Annotated in this window: 18 protein-coding genes; 16 read left to right on the top strand and 2 right to left on the bottom strand. The window is 47.9% G+C overall.

All coding sequences use genetic code 11. The annotated features are described in order from the left end of the window. The 7 genes from DWY84_RS12985 to DWY84_RS13015 all read left to right on the top strand — a co-directional run. Positions 1-803: HNH endonuclease (locus tag DWY84_RS12985; protein ID WP_182434955.1), on the top strand; the 803-nt coding region annotated here is incomplete at its 5' end. Positions 804-878: 75 nt separating this feature from the next. Beyond that, positions 879-1,259, top strand: coding sequence for a hypothetical protein (locus DWY84_RS12990; protein WP_207665133.1), 381 nt, complete (start codon positions 879-881; stop codon positions 1,257-1,259). 281 nt (positions 1,260-1,540) lie between these two features. Further along, a complete protein-coding gene (gene leuB / locus DWY84_RS12995) occupies positions 1,541-2,626 on the top strand; it encodes a 3-isopropylmalate dehydrogenase (protein WP_118533807.1) in 1,086 nt (361 codons plus the stop codon). Positions 2,627-2,661: 35 nt separating this feature from the next. After that, on the top strand, positions 2,662-4,323 hold the full coding sequence (gene ilvD / locus DWY84_RS13000) for a dihydroxy-acid dehydratase (RefSeq protein ID WP_118533808.1): 1,662 nt from the start codon (positions 2,662-2,664) through the stop codon (positions 4,321-4,323). A 42-nt stretch (positions 4,324-4,365) separates the two neighbouring features. Continuing rightward, the gene (ilvB, locus tag DWY84_RS13005) at positions 4,366-6,072 is read left to right on the top strand and encodes a biosynthetic-type acetolactate synthase large subunit (RefSeq protein ID WP_118533809.1); all 1,707 of its coding nucleotides are present in this window, start codon (positions 4,366-4,368) and stop codon (positions 6,070-6,072) included. Positions 6,073-6,128: 56 nt separating this feature from the next. Next, the gene (gene serC, locus DWY84_RS13010; protein WP_118533810.1) at positions 6,129-7,214 is read left to right on the top strand and encodes a 3-phosphoserine/phosphohydroxythreonine transaminase; all 1,086 of its coding nucleotides are present in this window, start codon (positions 6,129-6,131) and stop codon (positions 7,212-7,214) included. Continuing rightward, positions 7,211-8,371: a phosphoglycerate dehydrogenase gene (locus tag DWY84_RS13015; protein WP_118533811.1), complete on the top strand. Its 1,161-nt coding sequence runs from the start codon at positions 7,211-7,213 to the stop codon at positions 8,369-8,371. Before serC ends, DWY84_RS13015 begins: the two co-directional genes overlap by 4 nt. 1 nt (position 8,372) lies before the next feature. Here DWY84_RS13015 and DWY84_RS13020 read toward each other — a convergent pair whose 3' ends face one another. Beyond that, positions 8,373-9,266 carry a S8 family peptidase gene (locus DWY84_RS13020; RefSeq protein WP_118533812.1) on the bottom strand — a complete coding sequence of 298 codons (894 nt, stop codon included), beginning with the start codon at positions 9,264-9,266 and terminating at the stop codon, positions 8,373-8,375. Positions 9,267-9,754: 488 nt separating this feature from the next. On the opposite strand from DWY84_RS13020, the gene recA reads away from it, so the two are divergent. From recA to DWY84_RS13045, 5 genes are all read left to right on the top strand, one after another. Continuing rightward, the gene (recA, locus tag DWY84_RS13025; RefSeq protein WP_118533813.1) at positions 9,755-10,843 is read left to right on the top strand and encodes a recombinase RecA; all 1,089 of its coding nucleotides are present in this window, start codon (positions 9,755-9,757) and stop codon (positions 10,841-10,843) included. 4 nt (positions 10,844-10,847) lie between these two features. Continuing rightward, positions 10,848-11,429, top strand: a complete 582-nt coding sequence (locus tag DWY84_RS13030; protein ID WP_118533814.1) for a regulatory protein RecX — start codon at positions 10,848-10,850, stop codon at positions 11,427-11,429. A gap of 117 nt (positions 11,430-11,546) precedes the next feature. Further along, positions 11,547-13,091, top strand: coding sequence for a ribonuclease Y (gene rny, locus DWY84_RS13035; RefSeq protein WP_118533815.1), 1,545 nt, complete (start codon positions 11,547-11,549; stop codon positions 13,089-13,091). Between the two features lie 359 nt (positions 13,092-13,450). Beyond that, on the top strand, positions 13,451-14,626 hold the full coding sequence (locus tag DWY84_RS13040) for a DUF819 family protein (RefSeq protein ID WP_118533816.1): 1,176 nt from the start codon (positions 13,451-13,453) through the stop codon (positions 14,624-14,626). A gap of 217 nt (positions 14,627-14,843) precedes the next feature. Continuing rightward, positions 14,844-15,830 carry a cell wall-binding protein gene (locus DWY84_RS13045; RefSeq protein ID WP_118533817.1) on the top strand — a complete coding sequence of 329 codons (987 nt, stop codon included), beginning with the start codon at positions 14,844-14,846 and terminating at the stop codon, positions 15,828-15,830. 70 nt (positions 15,831-15,900) lie between these two features. Here DWY84_RS13045 and DWY84_RS13050 read toward each other — a convergent pair whose 3' ends face one another. Then, complete coding sequence (locus tag DWY84_RS13050) at positions 15,901-16,725, bottom strand: Cof-type HAD-IIB family hydrolase (RefSeq protein ID WP_118533818.1); 825 nt, start codon at positions 16,723-16,725, stop codon at positions 15,901-15,903. A gap of 279 nt (positions 16,726-17,004) precedes the next feature. Here DWY84_RS13050 and DWY84_RS13055 point away from each other — a divergent pair, with 279 nt between their 5' ends. Genes DWY84_RS13055 through DWY84_RS13070 form a run of 4 tightly spaced genes read left to right on the top strand, consistent with a single transcriptional unit; the run spans position 17,005 to position 21,870 of the window. After that, positions 17,005-19,773 carry a PRD domain-containing protein gene (locus tag DWY84_RS13055; RefSeq protein ID WP_182434956.1) on the top strand — a complete coding sequence of 923 codons (2,769 nt, stop codon included), beginning with the start codon at positions 17,005-17,007 and terminating at the stop codon, positions 19,771-19,773. 9 nt (positions 19,774-19,782) lie between these two features. Beyond that, entirely contained in the window at positions 19,783-20,268 is a 486-nt protein-coding gene (locus DWY84_RS13060; RefSeq protein ID WP_118533820.1) for a PTS sugar transporter subunit IIB, read from the top strand. Positions 20,269-20,285: 17 nt separating this feature from the next. After that, positions 20,286-21,056 (top strand): PTS sugar transporter subunit IIC, encoded by a 771-nt coding sequence (locus DWY84_RS13065; RefSeq protein ID WP_118533821.1) that lies wholly within the window; start codon positions 20,286-20,288, stop codon positions 21,054-21,056. Next, entirely contained in the window at positions 21,049-21,870 is an 822-nt protein-coding gene (locus DWY84_RS13070; protein ID WP_243024858.1) for a PTS system mannose/fructose/sorbose family transporter subunit IID, read from the top strand. The genes DWY84_RS13065 and DWY84_RS13070 overlap by 8 nt, the downstream gene beginning before the upstream one ends. Positions 21,871-21,894: the final 24 nt, after the last annotated feature.

Consider the following 21,894-nt stretch of genomic DNA (forward strand, 5'->3'; position numbering starts at 1 on the left):
TGGTTGAGACAGCTTCCTTTGATATCCAGAAGATCAAGAACCCGGATATCCAGGGCGCGGAATATCAGCAAGGTGATCAGCTAGAATTCTGGAACGTCAGGGAATATGTTTTATTCCGTGACGGCCATATCTGCCAGTGCTGTAAGGGTAAGTCCAAGGACAAAATTCTGAATGTGCACCATATTGGGAGTCGTAAGACTGGGGGCAATGCCCCGAACAATCTGATTACACTATGTGAGACCTGCCATACTGGTTACCACAAAGGTACCGTACAATTGCCAAAGGCCATTAAACGCGGTATGCGATTTAAGGATGCTGCATTTATGGGAATTATGCGATGGGCTTTCTACGAAGCACTAAAGCAACAGTACGAACCTGTTGGTACCCCAGTGCATAACACATACGGATATATCACGAAACATACTCGTATTGCGTATAACTTGCCTAAAGAGCACTATGTTGACGCAAGATGTATCAGTGGTAATCCAGAGGCATCTTCAAACGGTGAGTATTACTATCAAAAGAAGGTCCGTTGTCATAACCGTCAGATTCACAAACTAACAGTTTTGAAGGGTGGAATACGGAAACAGAATCAAGCCACATATCTGGTAAAAGGTTATCGGTTATTCGATAAAGTCTCATATCAGGGAAAAGGATATTTCGTTTTCGGACGACGGCAAAGCGGATTTTTTGATATACGGACATTATCTGGAGAGAAAGTAAACAAAGGTAGTTTGAGTTGTAAAAAATTAAAGTTCATTGCAACGAGAACGCATTATTTAACAGAAAGGAGAGCCGTCTAACGACGGGCGCATTCCTCCCACGACCTAAGAGGTCGGGGTATCCTGCGCTGTTTTATGATGAAGATGACGGGAGTTATGAAACGGGCGGCTGTGTTGTGCATGGCGGTGCTGCTTACATTGTCTTCTGCATTCTTAAGCTATGCGGAGAACGGCTGGAAGCGCAGCGAAAGTGTATGGAATTATTACTATTCCAATGGCAAGATGGCTAAAAATACCTGGATCAAAAATGGAGATGTGCTGTTCTGGATCGAGGAGGACGGTACTATGGCCACATCCAAATGGCACGAACAGGACCATACCTGGTATTATCTGGATGCCAGCGGAGCAGCTGTGACCGGCTGGAAGGAAATAGACGGGAAGTGGTACTATTTCAAGGAAGATCATGCTATGGCTACGGAAGAAACGATCGGAAGCTATTATGTAGGTAAAGATGGGGCCTGGGACAGCCGCAAATAGGACTGAAAACAAAGCGCCAGGACATAAAAACGATAATGTGAAATCAAAACATCGCCGTGAGGATATGCCTCACGGCGATATTTTTGTGCTATTTTATAACTTAAAATTATGGGGCTGATTCCAATCTTGTATAGATGTTTCTGAATAAATTCGAAGTGATTAGTTGAAAAATGGAAATAAATGCGTTAATATGAGAAGAAACGTGTTATTGTTTGTGTATAGCACCGTCAGATACAAAGATCCCGATCAGAGAGAGGCGGATCAGAAAGAGGTAAGACAACATGAATTGTAATATCGTAACAATCCCTGGAGATGGAATCGGACCGGAAATTGTGCGTGAGGCGTGCAAGGTCCTTGATAAAGTAGGAGAGGTATATGGACATACCTTCCAGTACACAAAAATTCTGATGGGCGGCTGCTCCATTGATGCATACGGAGTTCCGTTAACGGACGAGGCACTGGAAACCGCAAAGAAGAGTGACGCGGTTTTACTTGGCGCGGTTGGCGGCAATGTAGGAAATTCAAAATGGTACGATGTGGCACCGAACTTAAGACCTGAGGCGGGGCTGCTGGCAATCCGCAAAGGCCTTAATTTATTTGCGAATCTTCGCCCGGCTTACCTTTACAATGAACTGGCAGATGCCTGTCCGTTAAAGAAAGAGAACATCGGAGATGGCTTCGACATGATCATCGTGCGCGAGCTGACTGGCGGTCTGTACTTTGGCGAGCGTCATACCGAAGAGGTAGATGGTGTTCTGCAGGCAACGGATACCCTGACTTATAACGAAAATGAGATCCGCCGCATTGCCATCAAGGCATTCGACATTGCCATGAAGAGAAGAAAACATGTCATCAGCGTGGACAAGGCCAATGTTCTGGATTCCTCCAGACTCTGGAGAAAGGTCGTTGAGAAAGTGGCTAAGGATTATCCGGAGGTAAAGCTAGAGCATATGCTGGTTGATAACTGCGCCATGCAGCTTGTTATGAACCCGGGACAGTTCGATGTTGTTCTGACCGAGAATATGTTCGGTGATATCCTTTCCGATGAGGCCAGCATGATCACCGGTTCCATCGGTATGCTCTCTTCCGCAAGCTTAAACGAGACCAAATTCGGCATGTACGAGCCGAGCCACGGTTCCGCACCGGATATTGCGGGCAAGGATCTGGCAAACCCGATTGCGACCGTTCTTTCCGCAGCTATGATGCTTCGTTATTCCTTCGATATGGATAAAGAGGCAGATGCCATTGAGGCAGCCGTACAGCAGGTACTGACAGATGGTTACCGCACCGGAGATATTTATTCCGAGGGCTGCAAAAAAGTCGGAACCATGGAAATGGGTAACCTGATCGCGGCACACATCCAGTAAAAATATATAGAAGTTCACATGAGGAGGAGTCAGATATGAGAAGTGATAATGCAAAAGCAGGAATGCAGCAGGCACCGGCCCGTTCCCTGTTCCGTGCGTTAGGATTAACCGATGAAGAGATGGAGCGCCCGTTAGTCGGCATCGTAAGCTCCTACAATGAGATCGTGCCGGGACACATGAACCTGGACAAGATCGTAGACGCAGTAAAGCAGGGTGTTGCTATGGCAGGCGGTACCCCGATCGTATTCCCGGCTATTGCAGTATGCGATGGTATTGCCATGGGCCATGTGGGAATGAAATACTCCCTGGTAACCCGTGACCTGATCGCTGACTCCACCGAGTGTATGGCTATGGCACATCAGTTTGACGCGCTAGTCATGGTTCCAAACTGTGACAAGAACGTACCGGGACTTTTAATGGCAGCAGCCCGCTTAAACATTCCTACCGTGTTCGTCAGCGGCGGCCCAATGTTAGCCGGTCACGTAAAAGGTGAGAAACGCAGCCTTTCCAGCATGTTTGAGGCGGTTGGCTCCTACGCGGCAGGCCTTATGTCTGAGGAAGATGTCAAAGAGTTTGAGTGCAAGGTCTGCCCGACCTGTGGCTCCTGCTCTGGTATGTACACTGCAAACAGCATGAACTGCCTGACCGAGGTTCTCGGCATGGGCTTAAAGGGCAATGGCACCATCCCGGCTGTTTACTCCGAGCGTCTGGTCCTGGCAAAGCATGCAGGCATGGCTGTTATGGATATGTTAAAGAAGAACATTCGTCCGAGAGACATCATGACTGAGGCAGCATTCCGCAATGCCCTGACCATGGATATGGCTCTTGGATGCAGCACCAACAGCATGCTGCATCTGCCGGCTATCGCCCATGAGGCTGGTGTGGAGTTAAACGTAGATATCGCCAACGAGATCAGCGCAAAGACTCCGAACCTGTGCCATCTTGCACCGGCCGGACATACCTATATGGAAGACTTAAACGAGGCAGGCGGCATCTACGCAGTTATGAACGAGATCAGCAAGCTTGGCCTCTTAAATCTGGACTGCATGACTGTAACCGGCAGGACGGTTGGCGAGAACATTAAGGACTGCGTCAACAAGAACCCGGAGATCATCCGTCCGGTTGATAACCCATATTCCAAGACCGGCGGTATCGCGGTTCTGCGCGGTAACCTGGCACCGGATTCCTGCGTGGTAAAGCGTTCCGCAGTAGCACCGGAGATGCTGGTGCATGAAGGACCGGCCCGTGTCTTCGACAGTGAGGATGATGCTATCGCAGCCATCAAGAGCGGCAAGATCGTGGCAGGCGATGTGGTTGTTATCCGTTATGAGGGACCGAAGGGCGGCCCGGGCATGAGAGAGATGTTAAACCCGACCTCCGCCATCGTCGGCATGGGTCTTGGCTCTACGGTAGCCCTGATCACCGACGGACGTTTCAGCGGCGCATCCCGAGGCGCATCCATCGGCCATGTGAGCCCGGAGGCAGCAGCAGGCGGCCCGATCGGCCTGGTAGAGGAGGGCGATATCATTGCCATCGATATCAATGCCAATACCATCAACATGAAGGTATCTGATGAAGAGCTGGCAAGACGCCGCGCAAACTGGACCCCGAAGACCAAAGAGGTAAGCGGATACTTAAAGCGCTACGCTGCACTGGTAACCAGCGCGGACAAGGGCGCGATCTTAAAGGGAAACTAATGAATGTAAACCGTACCAGAGATAGACAAGGAGTGTTTTAACATGGCGGAAACCAGAGTATTGAATGGATCAGAAATTCTGATCGAATGTTTAAAAGAACAGGGTGTAAAGACCGTGTTCGGTTATCCGGGAGGAGCCATCCTAAATATCTATGATGCGCTTTACAAGCACCAGGATGAGATCACCCACATCCTGACCTCCCACGAGCAGGGCGCATCCCATGCGGCGGACGGTTATGCGAGAGTCACCGGAAAAGTCGGCGTATGCCTGGCTACTTCCGGTCCTGGAGCTACCAATCTGGTAACCGGCATCGCTACCGCCTTCATGGATTCCATCCCGATGGTAGCTATCACCTGTAACGTTGGCGTGAGCCTGCTTGGCCGCGACAGCTTCCAGGAGATTGATATCACCGGTGTGACCATGCCGATCACCAAATATAATTTCATTGTAAAAGACATCACGAAGCTGGCAGATACTGTGCGCCGCGCGTTTACCATCGCCCAGAGCGGAAGACCGGGTCCGGTCCTCATTGATATCACCAAAGATGTGACTGCGGCAGAGTATGAATATACGCCGCAGGAACCGGCACCGATTGAACGCCAGACTGATACCATCCGTGAGGAGGATGTCGAGACTGCCCTTGAGATGATCCGCAAGAGCCAGAAGCCGTTTATATTCGTAGGCGGCGGCGCAGTGCTTTCCGGCGCGTCCGAAGAGCTGAAGGTGCTGGCTCACAAGATCCAGGCACCGGTTGCCGATTCCCTGATGGGCAAGGGCGCATTTGACGGAACCGATGAGCTCTACACCGGCATGGTGGGCATGCATGGAACCAAAACTTCTAACTTCGGCATCAGTGAGTGTGATCTGCTGATCGTGGCAGGTGCCCGCTTCAGTGACCGTGTGACCGGCAACGCGTCCAAGTTCGCAAAGAATGCGAAGATCCTTCAGATCGATGTGGATCCGGCAGAGATCAACAAGAACATTCATACTCACGCAAGCATCATCGGTGATTTGAAGGTGGTTTTGAGAAAACTCAATGCCCGTCTGGACCCGATGAACCATGAGGACTGGCTCCAGCACGTCGAGATGATGAAGGATATGTATCCGCTCCGCTATGCCAAGACCCAGCTTACTGGTCCGTTTATCGTGGAGACCATTGATGAGCTGGCGAAAGGCGACGCAATTATCTGTACCGAGGTTGGCCAGCACCAGATGTGGGCTGCCCAGTACTACAAATACAGAAAGCCGAGAACCTTTCTTACCTCCGGCGGCCTTGGCACCATGGGCTACGGCCTTGGCGCTTCCATCGGAGCCAAGATGGCCTGCGGCGATATGGGACATCCGGATACCCCGGTGTTCAACATTGCCGGAGACGGCTGCTTCCGCATGAACATGAATGAGATTGCCACCGCGACCCGCTACAACATCCCGATCATTCAGGTTGTGGTGAACAACCATGTGCTCGGCATGGTTCGCCAGTGGCAGAACCTGTTCTACGGAAAACGCTATTCACATACCGTATTAAATGACGCAGTAGATTTCGTGAAGCTGGCTGAGGCCATGGGTGCGAAAGCTTACCGCGTGACCAGACAGGAAGATTTAAAACCGGTTCTGGAGGAAGCCATCGCATTACAGGCTCCGGTACTCATCGAGTGCCAGATCAACTGTGATGACAAGGTATACCCGATGGTATCACCGGGTGCACCGATCCAGGATGCATTTGATGACACCGATCTGAAAATCAAGTAGGATCGTTATCATATTATTATGAAAAATCTTATTCTATAAAGAAGGAGGAAGAAACAATGGGAAGAGTCTACAATTTCTCAGCAGGACCAGCCGTATTACCGGAGGAAGTCCTGAAGGAAGCCGCAGAAGAAATGCTTGATTACAGAGGCACCGGAATGTCAGTGATGGAGATGAGCCATCGATCTAAAGCCTTTGAGACCATCATTGAAGAAGCGGAACAGGACCTTCGGGATCTGATGAATATTCCGGATAATTACAAAGTGCTGTTTTTGCAGGGAGGTGCCCATCTGCAGTTCTCCGCCATTCCGCAGAACCTGATGAAGAACGGCGTAGCCGATTATATCATCACGGGTCAGTGGGCGAAGAAGGCATTCAAGGAAGCGCAGAAATACGGAAAGGCAGTGGCTGTTGCATCAAGTGAAGACAAGACCTTCAGCTACATTCCGGACTGCTCTGACCTGCCGATTGACGACGACGCGGACTACGTATACATCTGCGAGAACAACACGATCTATGGCACCAAATACAAAACCCTGCCAAATACCAAGGGAAAAACGCTGGTGGCCGACATCTCTTCCTGCTTCCTCTCTGAGCCGGTAGATGTGACCAAATATGGCCTGCTTTATGGCGGTGCCCAGAAGAACGTAGGACCTGCAGGCGTGGTCATTGTGATCATCCGTGAAGACCTCATCACCGAGGATGTCCTTCCGGGAACCCCGACCATCTGTCAGTATAAGGTACAGGCAGACGCGAAATCTCTTTATAATACCCCGCCATGCTACGGTATCTACATCTGCGGCAAGGTGTTCAAATGGTTAAAGAAGCGCGGCGGCCTGGAAGCCATGAAGGAGTATAACGAGAAGAAGGCAAAGATCCTCTATGATTTCCTAGACCAGAGCAAACTGTTTAAGGGAACCGTGGCAAAAGAGGACCGCTCCTTAATGAACGTTCCGTTCGTGACTGGAGACAAAGATCTGGATGCAGAGTTTGTCAAAGAGGCAACAGCAGCCGGATTTGTAAACTTAAAAGGCCACAGAACTGTGGGCGGTATGCGTGCCAGTATTTACAATGCCATGCCGATGGAAGGCGTGGAGAAGCTGGTGGAGTTCATGAAGAAATTTGAGGAGGCGCATCAGGCATGAGAAAGATCCATTGCATCAACGCCATTTCCCAATATGGCACAGACCAGTTCACAGAGGACTATGAGCTCACAGATGAGGTAAATGAGGCAGAGGGCATTCTGGTCCGCAGCGCATCCCTTCATGAAATGCAGTTTTCCAACTCCCTGCTGGCGATTGCCCGCGCAGGAGCCGGTGTCAACAATATTCCGCTCGATGCCTGCGCACAGGAAGGCATTGTTGTTTTTAACACTCCGGGTGCTAATGCAAATGGCGTAAAGGAGCTGGTGCTTGCCGGACTGTTCCTGGCTTCCCGTGATATCGTAGGCGGTATCGAATGGTGCAAAGAGAACAAAGACGACGCAAACATCGGAAAAACCGCAGAGAAGGCAAAGAAAGCCTTTGCCGGCTGTGAGATCAAGGGCAAGAAGCTTGGCGTGGTAGGCCTGGGTGCCATTGGTGCTGAGGTTGCAAACGCGGCCATCGCTCTTGGCATGGAGGTATACGGCTATGACCCGTACATTTCCGTCAACGCGGCATGGAGACTGTCCCGGGATGTCAAGCATACCACTAGCCTGGATACCATCTGCCAAGAATGTGATTACATTACCCTGCATGTTCCGGCTGTGGATTCCACAAAGGGCATGATCAATAAGGCGGCTATCGACCAGATGAAGGACGGTGTGGTGATTTTAAACTTTGCCCGTGATGTTCTGGTAAATGAGGATGACCTGGCTGAGGCTTTAAAGTCCGGCAAGGTGAAGAAATATGTGACAGACTTTGCAAATCCGAAGTCCGTGGCTATGGAAAATACCATCGTAATCCCGCATCTGGGCGCTTCCACAGAAGAGTCCGAGGACAACTGCGCGAAGATGGCAGTCCAGGAGATCATGGATTATCTGGAGAATGGCAACATCCGCAATTCCGTGAACTATCCGGCCTGCGATATGGGCGTGAAGAAGACGGCCTGCCGTGTAGCGGTATTACATATGAACATTCCGAACATGATCGGCCAGATCACCGGAGTGCTGGCTGCCGGAAAGATCAACATTTCTGACATGACCAACAAAAGCCGCGATAAATTCGCCTATACCCTGATGGATTTGGAGCATACGCCGGATGATATCATGGTGCAGAAGTTAAATGCCATTGAGGGCGTGTTAAGAGTCAGACTTATCTAATTCATTTTAGAAGGCTGGGGATATCGAGAAGTCCCCAGCCTTGCTGATTTCTGGGGAGGCCGAGATCTACGGCGCGTTCCCGCAGAAAAAGCTTTACATCCCGGTTCGACATCTCCGGGTGCTGTTCCAAAAGCAGGGCAATGGCACCGGATACGTAAGGGGTGGCCATGCTGGTGCCGCTTTTTACAGCATAGCCGCCGGGCTGATTGCTGCAGCTTGTGATGGCAGCGCCCGGGGCCACGATATCCGGCTTGCAGATGCAGGAGCGCGTGGGGCCGCGGCCGGAGTAGTCGGACATGCGGTTTCCCATGACATTTACTTCTTTGTCATCATCGGAGCAGCCTACGGTAATAACCTTGCGGCTGATGCCGGGGGTGGTGATGGTCCCGTATCCTGGCCCCATATTTCCGGCGGCTACCACAACCACAAAGCCGGCGTCCCAGATTTCCTCCACGCCCCGTACCAGGGCGGAATTCTCGCTCATGTTCCGGCCGGAGAAGGAGCCAACGGAGACATTGACAATGCGGATATTATAGCGGTCCCGGTGCTGAAGGACGGTGTGCAGTCCGGAAAGAACATCCGAGACATAGCCGCCGCCCCGTTTGTCCAGTACCTTTACCGGAATGAGGTGGCAGCCGGGCGCAACACCGCAGAAGAGGCCGCCGCTGGCGCTGCCGTCCCCGCCGATGATGCCACAGACATGGGTGCCGTGGCCGTTGTCGTCATAGGGAAGCCTGCGCCGCCTTACCATATCGAAAAAGGCAGCAATCCGTCTGCTGTAATCCTCATGAGGAAAACAGCCGGTATCCAGCACAGCTACGCCGATGCCGCGCCCGGAAGGGCAGGAAGAGCCGGATCCGGAAACAGGAAAATGTGCAGAGGGAGTCTGGCTCATGGGAAGCCTCGGAAGCTGTTTTGGTATTATGATATTCGAAGGAAGCGCGCAAGGTGAGCTTTTCATATTTAAGAATATCTTCATAATCTATTTAAATATTATACAAACATTTTCGTAAGGCATATGTTATACTAAAGTCAGAAAAAAGATAAACATCTGAACTCCTTAAAACTTTTTTGAAATCGATATGTAAGAAAAGAAACCTGTGCAACCATCACGGCACAGGTTTTTTTCTGGTTATTTTTCATTTTCAAGGTTTGACATGGTGCCCTGTGGCATGATATAGTGAAAGTGCAGTCTGGACGGCGCTTCCACTCCGTCCCTTTTCAAAAGAATCTATCCGGCATCTCGCCAGAATCCCGGAAAAACTTATGGTAATTTGTTGACATTTTGATTTGTTTATACTATGATTAGAACATCGAAAAGAACATTTGTTCGCAGCTGCAAAAGCAACTGTAGCTGCGCTTGTTCTGCATTTGGAGGAAAATATGAATAAAGACGATAAATTAAAAGCCCTTGACGCTGCCATTACACAGATTGAGAAATCCTACGGAAAAGGTTCCATCATGAAACTCGGTGATTCCGGTACCAATATGAATATTGAAACTGTACCGACCGGCTCCATCAGCCTGGATATTGCTCTGGGACTTGGCGGTGTGCCGAAGGGACGTGTCATTGAAATCTACGGACCGGAGTCCAGTGGTAAGACTACCGTGGCGCTCCACATGGTAGCCGAGGTGCAGAAGCGCGGCGGCATTGCCGGTTTCATTGACGCAGAGCACGCTCTTGATCCGGTATACGCAAAGAATATCGGTGTAGACATTGACAACCTCTACATTTCCCAGCCGGATAACGGTGAGCAGGCACTGGAAATTACCGAGACCATGGTACGTTCCGGCGCGGTAGACATTGTCATCGTGGACTCCGTTGCAGCCCTGGTTCCGAAGGCTGAGATTGACGGTGAGATGGGAGACTCCCACGTAGGCCTGCAGGCACGTCTTATGTCCCAGGCGCTGCGTAAGCTGACCGGTATCATCAGCAAGTCCAACTGCTGTGTCATCTTCATCAACCAGCTGCGTGAGAAGGTCGGCGTGATGTTCGGCAATCCGGAGACGACTACCGGTGGCCGTGCGCTGAAGTTCTATTCCTCCGTCCGCATGGATGTGCGCCGTGTTGAGTCTATCAAGCAGGGCGGTGAGGTGATCGGTAATCACGTTCGCGTGAAAGTTGTAAAGAACAAGATTGCTCCGCCATTTAAAGAGGCAGAGTTTGACATCATGTTTGGCCAGGGCATTTCCAAAGAGGGAGACATCCTGGACCTTGCCGTGAAAGATGACATCGTGGAGAAGAGCGGCGCATGGTATGCCTACGGCGGTGCCAAAATCGGCCAGGGCCGTGAGAATGCCAAATCCTACTTAAGAGAGCATCCGGCAGTCTGTGCCGAGGTTGAGACAAAGGTACGTGAGAAGCATGGTCTTCCGGCAGACGAGACTGTAGCAGCCCTTGCGGCAAACGCGGCCGAGGAAGAGGCACAGGACGCAGCATTCGCTGAGGCTGGCCTGGAAGACGAAGAGTAAGGGCATGAAGGTCTGGAGTATACAGGGCGGAGAAGTACAGGTGCAGAATCTGTCCCTGGAAAACCTGCAGTCAGGAAAACGGCAGAATCCGGATCCGGCCGAGAACACAAAGAAAACAGGCAGTCAGAACAGAACCGTCCGGGAGTGTGCCCTCGCACTCCTTGAGTTTCGTGACCGTACGGAGCGGGAACTGCGCCAGAAGTTAAAAGAGCGCGAATACAGCGCCGAAGAGATTAACGAGACGGTACTCTTTTTAAAGGAGTACCGTTATTTAGACGATGAAGCCTATGCGGACCGCTACATCCGATCCTGCGCCGCGCGCAAAAGCCGCCGCCAGATCCGGGCAGATTTAGAGCGCAAAGGGGTATCCCGGGAGATCATCGACCTGCAGCTTCAGGAGAAAACGGTGGACGAGGACAGCCAGATCCGAAAGCTTCTTGAGAAGAAAGGATATGAACCCGGAAAGCGCATGGAGCCGTCTGAGTACCGGCGCATTATGGGGGCTCTTGGACGGCGTGGATTTTCAGGGGAAGCCATCCGCAAGGCTATGGAAAGCATGCGGGAAGAACTGGAGGAATTCTTCTGATTTGTGACGCGGGATGCGTAATGAACTTCTACAGAGTTATTGACATAATGCACAAAACAGTTTAAAATTGTAGTGTTGTATTGTTGTACAATGAAAACTAAATAAGGAGGTGCTCCTGTGTCAACGATAATAGCAGTTGTAATTACACTGTGTGTTGTGGCGCCTATTAGCTGGGCTGTTGCGACCGCGCATCGGAAAAATGCTTACGAAAGCAAGATCGGAACCGCGGAAGAAAAAGCCAGGGAAATAATAGATGAAGCGTTAAAGACGGCAGAGACAAAGAAGCGAGAAGCTCTCCTGGAGGCGAAGGAAGAGTCCTTAAAGACTAAGAATGAGCTGGATAAAGAGACAAAGGAAAGAAGAGCTGAACTTCAGCGCTATGAACGACGTGTGCTGAGCAAAGAAGAAAACTTAGACAAAAAAACAGAGAACCTTGAACGGCGGGAAGCCGGGCTTGCATCCCGTGAGGAAGCCTTGAACAAGCGTAATGGTGAGGTTGAGGCCCTTTACGAAAAAGGGATACAGGAACTGGAGCGTATTTCCGGTTTAACCTCCGAACAGGCAAAAGAGTATCTGCTCAGATCTGTTGAGGCGGAGGTCAAGCATGACACTGCCAAGATGATCAAGGATCTGGAGAACAAGGCAAAAGAAGAAGCTGACAAAAAGGCAAAGGAGTATGTGGTTACTGCGATTCAGAGATGTGCTGCAGACCATGTGGCTGAAACTACCGTATCTGTAGTACAGCTTCCGAACGATGAAATGAAGGGACGCATCATTGGCCGTGAGGGACGTAACATCCGTACCCTTGAGACTATGACTGGTGTGGAGCTCATCATCGATGATACGCCTGAGGCAGTCGTATTATCCGGTTTTGATCCGGTACGGCGTGAGGTGGCAAGAATTGCCCTGGAGCGCCTGATCGTGGATGGACGTATCCATCCGGCGAGAATCGAAGAGATGGTAGAAAAAGCACAGCGTGAGGTTGAAGCAAATATGCGTGAGGATGGTGAGGCTGCAGCCCTTGAGGTCGGCATCCACGGCATCCATCCGGAACTGATCAAACTGCTTGGTAAGATGAAATTCAGAACCAGTTACGGTCAGAATGCATTAAAGCATTCTATCGAGGTTGCACAGCTTGCAGGTCTGCTGGCCGCAGAGGTTGGTGCAGATGTGCGTCTGGCAAAGCGTGCTGGTTTACTGCATGACATTGGAAAATCCATCGACCACGAGATGGAAGGCTCTCATGTACAGCTTGGCGCAGACCTTTGCAGAAAGTACAAAGAATCTGCGACTGTCATCAATGCAGTAGAGTCTCATCATGGCGATGTTGAACCGCAGGGCCTGATTCCATGCCTGGTACAGGCTGCAGATACCATTTCCGCAGCAAGACCTGGCGCAAGAAGAGAAACTGTGGAGACATACACCAACCGATTAAAACAGCTTGAAGAGATCACCAATTCCTTCAAGGGAGTTGATAAGTCCTTCGCGATCCAGGCTGGCCGTGAGGTTCGTATCATGGTTATCCCGGAGCAGGTAAGTGACGATGACATGGTTCTGATGGCACGTGAGATTTCCAAGCGCATTGAGGATGAGCTGGAATATCCGGGCCAGATCAAGGTCAATGTGATCCGCGAATCCCGCGTAACTGATTACGCAAAATAATCGTTTTTATGCGGACAGCAGTACAGTATAGCAGCAGAAATGAAAGACCGGTATTGAGAAAATGCCGGTCTTTTTTCATTATGTCCGATATCATGCTCTGTACGCCATTGTGATATAAAAGCTCTATAGCGTTTACTGATATTTATGTCTGAAAATTGACTTTTTTGCTGTCACCCTTTATACTACATAGAAGAAAAGTCAAAATAAGAAGTGGCATACTGCCATGCCATTCTCACATTGTCCTGCGGTTCGTGAAAAGGTATTGAAATGGGGAAGGAGGAAAATTCAACCGCCTGTTTTGACTTGTTCTGAAAAAATTAAAGCCCACCGATATCTGGTGGCGGAATGGAGCATTTCAAATGATTCATGATGGATTTATCTATCTGGCCACTTTAATGCTGCTGGCAGCAATTTTGGTCAATCTTCCTGTGTACCTGCGGGGAAAGGGCGCACAGACTTTTTTTAAATTTGCACCACCGATCGTTCTGATCTATTTAGGCATGATGCTTTTATGCACTATGAAAGTATGGGATTTGCAGGATACGTCAGCCGTTTATGTAGCAATTAAAAATCCATTACTCTACGCGATGCTGTTTTTAATGCTGCTTCGTTGTGATCTGAAAAAAATTATTAAATTAGGACCGAAAATGCTGATCGGTTTCTTCTCAGCAAGTATTTCAATCGGTATTGGTTTTGTAGTAAGCTATGGCATTTTCCATAAATTACTGGGACCGGATAGCTGGAAAGCACTTGCAGCACTGTGCGGAAGCTGGTTAGGCGGCGGCAGTAATATGCTGGCGGTTCAGGCAATTCTGGATGTAAGTGAAGAAAGTCTGGCATATGCCCTGGTAATGGACTCGGTTTGTGCAGTGATCTATGTTATGTTCCTTCTGTGGGTGATTAATTTCTCTAAGGAATTCAACTCCTGGACAAAGGCAGATGTACGTCTGATCGATGAAGTAGGAGCATCTCTGGAAAAAGAGGCAAGGGAGGACAAGAGACCTCTTGCATGGAAAAACATGCTTCTTTTGATCGGTGTATCCTTTTTTGTATCCTCTCTGTCCAAGGATGCCGGTGTTATGGTTGCTTCCGTTCTGCCTGTTTTTGATAAGGCAACCTGGACGGTCCTTCTCGTAACAGCTGCCGGCCTGATCGCAGCGATGACTCCGTTTGGAAAGATTAAGGGAACGGAAGAGGTTTCCAATATCATTCTTTACATTGTCGTTGCGATGATCGCTTCCAGAGCAGATATCTCTGCTATGGGAAATGCACCGGTATGGCTGGCAGCCGGATTCCTGATCCTGCTGATCCATGTAACGGTTATGGTAATCCTCGCAAAGCTGATCCGGCTGGATATCTTTACCTGTGGCGTTGCTTCGCTGGCGAATATCGGAGGAACTGCGACAGCACCGGTACTTGCAGGCGCATACAGTAACGCGCTGGTTCCGATCGGTATCCTGATGGCTCTCCTCGGCAATATTATTGGAACGCCGGGCGGCGCATTTGTAGGATACTTAATGAGCCTGATCGGGTAGAGAACAACAATTGAAACGGGTAACACAAGAGAAACGAAATGAAAGACCGGTATTGAGAAAATGCCGGTCTTTTTTCTTACGTTTTTATGAGAAAACTTACGAATCAGGACGGCATCTTGACATTGGAAAAGAGATGTAATAGAGTAAAACTGTAATAATCCAGATCCATAAAAAAGCTGAGTATCCAGCAATAAATCATAAAAAGAGAGTGGGGAAGATGATGAGTAAAAAGAAACTGATTGGTATGATTACCATCGCAGCTCTCCTGACAGGGCTGATGGCAATGCCGGTTATGGCGGCCAGCAAAAAGAAAATCAAATCGGTAAATGTAAAAGTGACAGCAAGTATTACCCCGGAGACCCGCATCGGATCTGAAGATGTTGATGTCGATGTAAAGGACTCCAGCAAGTATTATTATGATACTTATGAGGTGAACAATTCCGGTTTTGAATGGGTAGCTACCGATGTACCGGAACTTAGCATTTATCTGCGTGCAGAGGATGGATATTATTTTTCCCTGTCAAAGCTGAGTGATGTGAAACTGGACGGAGCAACACTGGTAAAGGCATCTAAGCAGGATTCCTCTGAAACATTGAAACTGGTAGTAAAACTTCCGTCCCTGTCTGAGTATGTTGCAGATTTTAACGAAGAAGAGACGGTTAATCTGACCAATAATGGTTTTGCCATCTGGAATCCAATTTCCGGAGCAGGAAGCTATGAGGTTATGGTCTACCGTGATGGCAGTGCAGTAGGTGTGACCACGCGGACAACTACAGAACCGAACTATAACCTGAAGAACGAAGTGACCAGACCTGCCAGTTATCAGGTAAAGGTGCGCCCGGTTAATGGAGAGAATGCTTCTAACAAGGGTAAGTGGGTAGAATCCAATGTTGTTTCTTACAATGCGGACCAGGTGAAGGCAATCCGTGCCGGAGAGGCAGGCGGTCTGCCGGTTTCTGGTGAGTGGAAGAGCGATACAACCGGCTGGTGGTATCAGCACAGTGACGGAACTTACACGAAGAATGCCTGGGAAGAGATTGATGGCAAGTGGTATATCTTCGATGAGAATGGTTACATGAGAACCGGATGGGTTGACTGGAACGGTGAAAAATACTATTGTGACAATTCCGGTGCAATGCTGAAAAACACTACAACTCCGGATGGATATATTCTGGATTACGATGGACGGATCAAGAATCATTAAAAAATACGATAATAAAAACAGCCCAGACGTTAAGTCTACGGGCTGTTTTTGTTTGTCATATTTTGTTTTTTTACAGAACCCATTCCTCCAGAAAATGAGCTGCTCCATCTTCTTCATTATTCCCGGCTACAAATTTTGCTGCCTGTTTTACATCATCTTCCGCATTTCTCATTGCGGCTGAAATGCCCGCAGCCTGAAGCATGGAGATATCGTTTTCGTTATCCCCAATAGCCAGAACATTTTCCAATTGTATCCCCAGTTTTTCACAAAGTATATATAGTGCATTTCCTTTGGAAGCATTGGTGGAGTTTAGTTCTATAATGCCATCGCCGGTTCGCAGAAATGCAATGCCTGGTATGGGGCTTCCTTTTTCCAGCAGTTTCTGTGCCAGTTCATCTGTTAAGACAAAAGCCCCCATTTTCATCACGTTTACCCCGCTGGTCTTTAAAAACTCTCCCAGATTTTTTACATTTCCTTCGCTGAATCTGATGTAAGGATATTTCTCCGAAAGCCCTGTTTTCTCCCAGCCTTCTGCCCGGAAAGTACCTTTGTCTGTATGGACATATACAGCCACGGGAAATTGCTCCAGATAAGCAAGGGCTTTCAATGCTTTTTCTGTGGGAATACCTGTCTCGCTGATACTTTTTTCTTTTTGTACATCCATAAGCATGGCACCATTGGAGCAGATGGCATATTTGATTCCTTTCACATTATTTAAGACAGCAGCTTTCATTCCATTTAAAGGTCTGCCAGATGCCGGCACCAGGAGTATGCCTTTTTCAACAATCTTTCTCAAAACATTTATTGTATAGTCTGATATGCTTTTGTCATTATGAAGAAGAGTTCCGTCCATGTCTACGGCCACCAGATAAATGGTTGGTTTCTTGTTGTGCATATTGATTTCCTCCGTTTGAATTTTTCTGTATGATTCATTAAGTATAGCATACTTAGCCTATATAACAGTGTCAATTCTAGTGTCGAAGCCATTCTCACCCATCGAACATTTCATCATTTTCCTCATCGATACTGACGAATCCCTTGTGAAACTGGCGAAATCGTTCAAAACATCTTCCTTTCAAAACTATTTTTTGTATAATTGTATTTGCAGTCAGGTAGATATTAAAAACGCGTGAAAAGAATTCAAGTCAAATCAAGAAGCAGGAGAATCATGTACATGATCAGCACAAAAGAAGAACTCTATCTTTACCTGGAAAAAATAAGCAGGGGTTATGCTCTGAAAGATCTGAAATATTTTACGGCAAATCATATCAGCGAATCATTGAACATTTCCCGTAATCTGGCCAGTCAGTATCTGAACGAGTTAGTAAAAGAAGAGAGGGCCATTAAGGTAAACTCCCGCCCTGTTTATTTCTTCCATAAGAAAAATGTTGAACGTGAGGCCCAGGTCACCTTGGAAACCTGCGTATTCTCCGGTATGGACGATTTTCAGCGTAAATGCCGCAGTGATGAAAAGAAAAGAGATTTTCAGAAAGCTATCGGTTATTACCTGAGTTTAGGTTCCTGTATTGAGCAGTGTAAAGCAGCTATCAAATATCCGCCAAACGGTCTTCCGGCCCTCTTTAACGGAGCCGGTGGAACAGGAAAGGCTTTTCTTTCCGGGTTGATGTATGAATACGCTGTAAACGAACGGGTTCTTGGAACTGCAGGCGCAGCTTCTCTCCCGCCCTATATCACAGTAGACTGCTCCGAATATGCCCAGAATGAAGAAAAATTTGCTCTTTCCCTTTGCGGCAGCGAAGAGGGAAAAGGCTGGCTTGCAAAGGCAAACGGCGGCATCCTTTTCTTTGATGAAATTGACAGGCTCCCATTTTCGGGACAGGAACTGATCTATTCCTACTTAATTTCGGGACAGTACAAAGGATATCATGATGATGAACATATTTTTGAATCCAATGCACGACTGGTATTTTCCACCACAAAAGTACCGGCGGAAACACTCTATAAACCACTTGCAAGGATGATCCCCATTGTGATTCCGGTCCCAACGTTACATGAACGCACAGCCGATGAAAAAGAGGAAATGTTAGTCTCCTTCTTAAAAGAAGAAGGGCGGCGCATGGGCGTAGATGTAAGCATCAGCCAGAACGCCTTCCACTGTATGCTGGAATTTTCCTACGAAAACAACATCGACGAGTTAAAAACCTGCGTTACCAGTAGCTGTGCCGGAGCTTATCTGGAAAAAAACAGCGATGGTATCGCTATTCACAGCTATCACCTTCCGGAATACATGCTCTCCTCCTTAAAACTGGAGGTTGAGGACAAAGACAAACGGATGATCCACTTAAGCAGTTATAGCCGTGATACCTCTTTGGGGCAGACGGTACAGTATTTTCAGATCATGCTGGATGTCTTTGAAGATTACCGTCAGGATATGCTCAGTTTTGACAGCCTGATGATGGAATTCCGGAAACAATTAAATGATTATTACGATTATCTGATCTACGGACAGAAGCTTGTAAACATCAAGATCTCCACTTACGAACAGCTGATCAATCAGATTTTTGAAAATGTAGGTGAAATGTATGGCATCAGCCTTTCCAAAAAATACAGTCACTTACTTGCCCGCCGCTTATATATACAGCTTCAGGGCGACCATCTGATCGACAACTGGATGAAACAAAACCATGACGAGATTGAAGAAATGTTTCAGGCTGTAAGCGCTGTTCTTGAAAAAGAAGCGGTCATCTGTTCCAGGATCGTAAACCTGATCAAACTGAATCTGGACATTGAAGCAGACAGTTTAAACCAGCTGTTTTTGCTTTTAGATATAAAAAACCAGAACCAGAAGATCCAGGGACTTTCCGCAGCCGGTATTATCTTAAGCCACGGCTATGCAACAGCTTCCAGTATTGCAGATGCCGCAAATCAGATCATCGGGCGAAAGGTATTTGATGCCATTGATATGCCTCTTGACATGCAGATGAGTGACATCACCGGACTGTTAGAAAAACACATTGAACGATTTATCACCTGTCAGGACGTAGTACTTCTGGTGGATATGGGTTCTTTAGAGCAGATCCACAGCCAGATGGGCGGCCTGCGAAACTTAAACATCGGCATCATCAACAATATTTCCACTGCCTTAGCTGTTGATATCGGCCTTGGCATCTGTGGGAACCAGAAGCTGGAAGACATCCTGAAACGGGCCAGCGAAAGCAATGTCTGCACCTACCGTATCATCCACAATGTACAGAAGGAAGACGCCGTGATCTTCAGCGGAGAAAACGGTATTGACACAACGGAAAAGCTAAAAGAGCTGATCTTAAAGACTTCCGCCACTTCCATTCCTGTAAAATTTGTGGCTTACGATTATTACCGGCTGATGAAAAACGGCAGCCATGATGAGATTTTTCAGCAGTACCATGTAAAATGTATCATTGGGCTTTTTAATCCGGAAATCGAAGGAATTCCTTTTATTTCTTTGGAGGATATTATTTCTATGAATTCCGCAGAAAAACTGACAAACATTTTTTCAGAGTACCTGGATGAAGAACAAATGGAAGTATTTAACCAGAACCTGGTAAAGAATTTCTCTCTGCAGAATGTAGTAGAGTCCATTACCATTTTAAATCCTGACAAGCTTCTAGATGAAGTGGAGCAGGCGGTGGGACGGCTTCAGAAGATCACAGGAAGAAAGATCGCAGGACGTATCATGATCGGGCTTTATGTCCACCTTTGCTGTCTGGTGGAACGACTGGTCACAAAAACGACCATTGATAATTACCAGGATCTGGAAGAATTTGAACAAAAACACGCCGACTTTATCAGGCAGGTAAGGGACAGCTTTCAGGATATCTCCCGGCATTACCGGGTGGCTCTGCCTGTAAGTGAGATTGCTTACATTTATGATTACATGCATTTGAATTCAAAAAACAAGCTTTCCGGGCAGGCAGAAAGCCCGGCCGTCCGTGAGGACGAATAGGAGGAAAATATGGGTATTGTACTTGCAAGAATTGATAACCGTCTTCTTCATGGTATCGTGGCTACACAGTGGGCAGGACGTTCCGGCGCACAGCGTATCATGATTATTGATGATACGGTTGCCAACAATGAACTGACCAAAGCCAGCATGAAGCTTGCCAGACCTACCGGAATGGCTATTTCCATCATTACCGAGGAAGCAGCTTTAAATAACTTCAAAGCCGGAAAATACAATGATCACACAGTATTTGTACTGGTTAAGAGGCCGGAAACATTGGTAAAGCTGTCTGAAATCGGTGTAAAGATCCCAGAACTGGTCATTGGCGGAACTGTAAAACCTGCGGAAGGCGAAGAAGCTGTAAAACTTTCCCAGAGAGCTTACGCAAAGCCGGATGACCTTGAGGCTTATAAGAAATTAAAGGCTGCAGGGACCAAACTCTATGCACAGTATGTACCTGCAGACGCAGAAGTTTCTATTGATGAATTTCTGAAATAACAAAGGGGGAAATTGTTATGCAATTAAGTGCTTTACAAATTGTACTGCTTGTCCTGGTGGCTGCTGAAATCAACGTTGACCGCCGCGGATTATCACTGACACATGCAAGACCTGTTATCGTAGGTTTCCTGTGCGGACTGATCTTAGGCGACATGAACAGCGGTCTTTACATCGGCGGTACTTTCACACTGATGTCCTTAGGTGTTGCCGCTCTTGGCGGTTCTTCTGTACCTGATTATGGCGTTGCAACCATTATTGCATGCGCATTTGCAAAAACAACCGGACAGGGACCGGAAGTTGGTATGACGATCGGTCTTCCTGTTGGTATGCTGGGCGTACAGATGGACGTTTTATACAAGATCTGCAACTCTTTCATTGCCCAGAAATCCCAGAAATATGCCAATGAAAAACAGTTTGGCAAAATGTATGCTATCCTTTACCTTTGCCCTGTTATGGTAGCTGTATTCATGGCATTCCCAACCGCTGTTGCATTAACAGCAGGCGCTCCTTTAGTTCAGGCTATCCTGGATGTGCTTCCTTCCTGGGTAACAGGCGGTCTGTCTGTAGCAGGAAAGCTCCTTCCTGGTCTTGGTATTGCCATGCTGCTCCATTTCATGCCGGCAAAGAAGTACTTCAACTATATTCTGATCGGCTTTGTACTCAGCGCATACATGGGCGTACCGATCCTCGGTATCGCATTCCTTGGTGTAGCTTTAGCTTACAAGTTCTATATGGATGAAGAGGCAAAGGAAAATGTAGGATTTGCAGGAGGTCTTGAAGATGAATAATGAGAATGAAGTAATGGAAAAAGCTCCCGTTTTAACAAAAAAAGACTGTGTGAAAGGTGCCATCCGCTGGTCCTTAATGGCAGTAACAACCTTTAACTACGATACCCAGCTTGCTCCGGCTGTTGTTTTCGGTATTGGACCTCTGCTGCGTAAGATTTATAAAGATGATGACGAATATGTTGAAGCATTAAACAACCATTATAAATACTTCAACACCATGCCATGGCTGGCAAATATCGTTCTTGGCGCTACTCTGGCTCTGGAAGACAAAGAGGGAATCACTTCCCTGGATGCTGTACAGAATATCAAGGTCAGCTTAATGGGACCTTTAGCTGGTATCGGTGATACCTTATTCTGGACACTGCTTCCTACTATCATGGGCTCCATTGCAGGATATATGGCTCTGGAAGGCAACCCTATCGGTGTTATCCTGTGGCTCATTGTAAACCTTATCTTCATCTGCATCCGTACCCAGTTAATGTGGATCGGATACCGTGAAGGTACCAAACTGATCACCAAAGTGGGCGGTAAGCTTGCCCGCATCACAGATGCTGCTTCTGTTCTGGGCCTTACTGTTGTTGGTGCTCTGTCCGCAACGGTTGTAACTGCAAAAACACCTCTGGCATTCCAGATGGGTGAAGTTAATCTGGCAGTTGCAGATCTGTTAGACAAGATCATGCCTTCTATGATCTCTGTAGCTACTGTCCTGGTACTGTATAAGCTCCTTGGAAAGAAGGGCATGAAGATCACTACCCTGATCCTCATTGTTATCATCTTCTCCATGATCTGTTCTGCACTGGGAATCCTGGCTTGATCATTTATAACTAACATAACTAAA

It is taken from the genome of Clostridium sp. AF27-2AA, from assembly GCF_003478505.1.
GTDB lineage: Bacteria > Bacillota > Clostridia > Lachnospirales > Lachnospiraceae > Brotaphodocola.